The organism is Luteibacter sp. P4_E6, assembly GCF_056401535.1.
Window position 1 is genome coordinate 1 of record NZ_JBFUJE010000437.1, and the last position, 3,290, is coordinate 3,290.

Here is a 3,290-nt window from a genome sequence, read left to right on the forward strand (position 1 = left end):
TGGCCGACTGTGCCGACCGTTGCGCTAGGTGGCGTACTTCTGCTGCGACGACGGCGAAACCACGCCCCTCCTGCCCGGCCCGCGCCGCCTCGACGGCCGCGTTTAAAGCTAAAAGGTTGGTCTGGAAAGCGAGCTCATCGATGATCTCGACGATGTCGACAATACGCCGGCTGGACGTTTCGATATGCTGCATCGCCGCAACAGCCTCCTCGGTGACGGCCTGCCCCGTCTCGGTACAAGACAACGCTGTGGCGGCCAGCGACGCGGCGTGACGCGCGTGCGCGGCTGTCAGCTGTACCGAGGCGGTCATCTCCTCCATGGCGGAGGCGGTTTCCTCCAGCGCGGCAGCCTGCTGCTGCGCCCGGCGCGAGAGGTCTTCATTGCCTTTGGCAATCTGCTGCGACGCATCGCTGACAGCCTCAGCGCCACTGCGAACCTGAAGTACGACGCCGGTCAGCTGACCATCCATCGTGTGCAATGCCGACGTGAGCTTTCCGATTTCGTCGTGCCTTGACGGCATCGCTGCCTGTTGAAGGCGACCCGCAGCGATCGCATCGGCGAAATGAACCGCCCTGCTTATGGGAGAGGAGATGGCGCGAAGCAGAATGACCAACAAGCCGAACGACAACATCAACCCAGCCGTGACCGTGACAAGCGAAGCAGCTCGCGCTCGCCGGTAGATGCGTTGTGACCGCCCATAGGAGTTCTTCGCCTGAGCCTGGTTCTCCGAGTAGAGGACACCGATGTTACGGTTTGCTTGAGCCATGGCTGCTGCATAGGCTTCACCCGTGATGGAGTGCGCAGGATCGAAGTCGCCGCGTGCGGCCCGTTCGAGAGCATCAGCGCTCACCTGATCCAGTTTGCGTCGAGCAACGACGAGGGCATCTGCCGCGTCATGCTCGGCCTCACCTTCAATCATTGGCGCATACGAGGACCATGCCTGATCAAGAGCTTTTGCGTTCGCACGCACCTGATCGCGGGCAGCTTCCACGCTCGCCGGCGTACGCAGAACAAGCATCATCTGAAGGGCACTCTCGTCGGCGTGGATGCCCTGCCGAACATCTGCGATACGCAAGATAGGAACAAGATCGCCCTGGTATATATCCAACGTATAGTCGTTCGTCATCCGTATACCCATGATGCCGATGATGCCGACACATAACGTGATGACAGCGCTTCCGACGAGGCCGGCCGTAAGCTTGGCACGAATGGAAAGTTGACTAAAGTTGATCATAATGTCCGGTGGCAATGGCGACAATGCTCGCCGTGAAACTGCAAGGAAGCAGCGGCCACGTTGGTGCTGCGATCTTTCGCAAAGGTTTCATTCAGTGCGCAAAACAAGCGGGCAAGGCGGGTTTCAGCTATTCGAGAACCGGATACCGGAAAACATCAGCGACCATGCCTCGGTCGTCATTTCTTCGGCGTCATGACGTAATTACGTCGCTGCGGCCTTGATCCCGAGTCCGCGATGGCGTAACACGCTTCAGGCGACCCTTCCGGCGTGTTACGTTCGGCCCATTATCGCGTTTCAGCCCCCCCCTTTTTTTTGCCATCCCGTCAGTACCATCGACAAGCCCCGCTCTTTTGTTCCGAGGGGAAGGCTGCCCGAGGATCGTCAGCCCACTGGGTAAAATGAGTGCCTCGGCGGTTCCATGGGCGAATCGCGCGACGATCAACCCGTAGCGCGCGATCTCACTCCCAGCCGGCGGGTTAGGTATGTTTGCCTTACGAYGGTCCCAGAAGACGGCGACCGACAGTAACTGCTACTCCGGCTCATCGGGGACGCCCCGCCGGCGCCTTCGGTGTGCTTCAGCGAAGCGCTCGAGAAAGTCGAACATGGCACCGCGGAAGCGCAGCGCCTCCGCAGGGAGCGCAATACCCAGGCTCCTCGAGATGTCGGTCGCGTAGCGGACCTGGGCCTCGGATGGAGGCTGGAGGTCGGCGTCGAGGCAACCGGCCAGGCTCATAGCGAAGCATTCCGCGAGGCGTTCACAGAGCTGCTCGACGCCGTGGCTCGCCTCCGCCCTGCCGAGTTGCACGGCCCAGGCCTCCCGGGCGAAGTCGTCCAAGGGGATCGGGATACCGGAATCGTCGTCGAGCATAAGCTGCATAGGCATGTCAGAGGTGCCCGGATACGGCCAAATAGAGCGCTTGCGGCCGATACTACGAAACTCGTAGTATCGGCCGCAAGGCAATGTTACGAATCTCGTAGGACTTTCCTACTAGGTTCGGCCCATGGTCCGTAAGCAGGATGTTCGGCTCGTCTTTCAGCACCGCCTGAAGACCGCCCGTGAACGCCTTAACATTTCACAGAAAGAGCTCGGTATTCGGGCAGGTTTGGATTCCTTCGTGGCCAGTACACGCATCAACCGGTACGAGCTTGGCGTCCACCAGCCAGACATGGCAACCGCAGAACGGTTGGCCCATGCCCTTGCTGTACCCACAGCCTATCTATTTGCTGGGGACGAGCGGCTCGCACGGATGATTCTGGCYTTCGAKCAGMTGTCMGTGGCYGAGAARGAGCGCTTATTGAAAACCCTYGAACAGGGTTAAGACGGCGCCGGAGGCGCCACAGGAGACAGTCTGAGAATTAGTTACCTCGTCTGTGATGGGTCGCTTCGAGCCGCTCAGGATCCGGAGCTAATTTCCGAGCTGCACAGCCTGCTGGCGGGARYGCMCCCTGATGGTACCGGTCTCCCGCATACGYGCTACGCCACGGGCCGGCTGCCAGCGAGATCCTTCTATGGAAGGATTCGTCGGACGRCACGGCATTCGWGCCMCTGTTCTCRGCASCYGCTCGMGTTCCMAAGGGCACGCCGCCGACGGTSACSATGGTCTKGGACTCRCTCAAGCGACYGACMACCGTCCTYCCSSRAGCRYACTTTYGGATCAATCCGGYTGGCCCGGTGATGTACGACCTGCYGCCTGARTTGGCGCATGCCGTGGGCTACGGAAATTCTCCAATGGCCGCCTCCCCCACCGTCTCGCTGCCGCCGCCGAGAATGGAATCGGCCGACCTACAGAGGATCARRGYCGCTTGGTCGCGGCSCTGCGCKCCTAYTTCGCTCGYCAAYGGGSYTCGCCCGCGGTATTTCTCTACGAGGTGCATCGAARCGYRGCCYCGACGKCCRCACSCGCGCTGGCAATCGGAGTGGTWKGCRATTTCGACGGCGCGATCGCTGCCATTGTGCCGGAGCCCTACGGGACGCTGCCCGTCGATATCACTTTCATCGGTGGGACGCAGAGATCGGCGAAGCGCCTCGAAGCCTTGGGATCTCCATAGCTAATTC

Annotated in this window: 3 protein-coding genes; 1 reads left to right on the top strand and 2 read right to left on the bottom strand. The window is 60.9% G+C overall.

Annotation, left to right across the window (positions count from 1 at the left end; all coding sequences use genetic code 11):
* Together AC1DT2_RS18745 and AC1DT2_RS18750 are read right to left on the bottom strand one after the other, a co-directional pair.
* Positions 1–1,234 (bottom strand): methyl-accepting chemotaxis protein (locus AC1DT2_RS18745; RefSeq protein WP_477297985.1); only part of this gene is annotated, 1,234 nt, incomplete at its 3' end.
* Between the two features lie 529 nt (positions 1,235–1,763).
* Positions 1,764–2,117 (bottom strand): hypothetical protein, encoded by a 354-nt coding sequence (locus AC1DT2_RS18750; RefSeq protein ID WP_477297986.1) that lies wholly within the window; start codon positions 2,115–2,117, stop codon positions 1,764–1,766.
* A gap of 118 nt (positions 2,118–2,235) precedes the next feature.
* Between AC1DT2_RS18750 and AC1DT2_RS18755 the strand changes: the two genes are divergently transcribed.
* Positions 2,236–2,553 carry a helix-turn-helix domain-containing protein gene (locus tag AC1DT2_RS18755; RefSeq protein WP_477297987.1) on the top strand — a complete coding sequence of 106 codons (318 nt, stop codon included), beginning with the start codon at positions 2,236–2,238 and terminating at the stop codon, positions 2,551–2,553.
* Positions 2,554–3,290: the final 737 nt, after the last annotated feature.

What these genes read in the sequence shown, in the direction of transcription:
- AC1DT2_RS18750 (WP_477297986.1), bottom strand. Translation starts at nt 2,117, where the DNA reads ATGCCTATGCAGCTTATGCTCGACGACGATTCCGGTATCCCGATCCCC.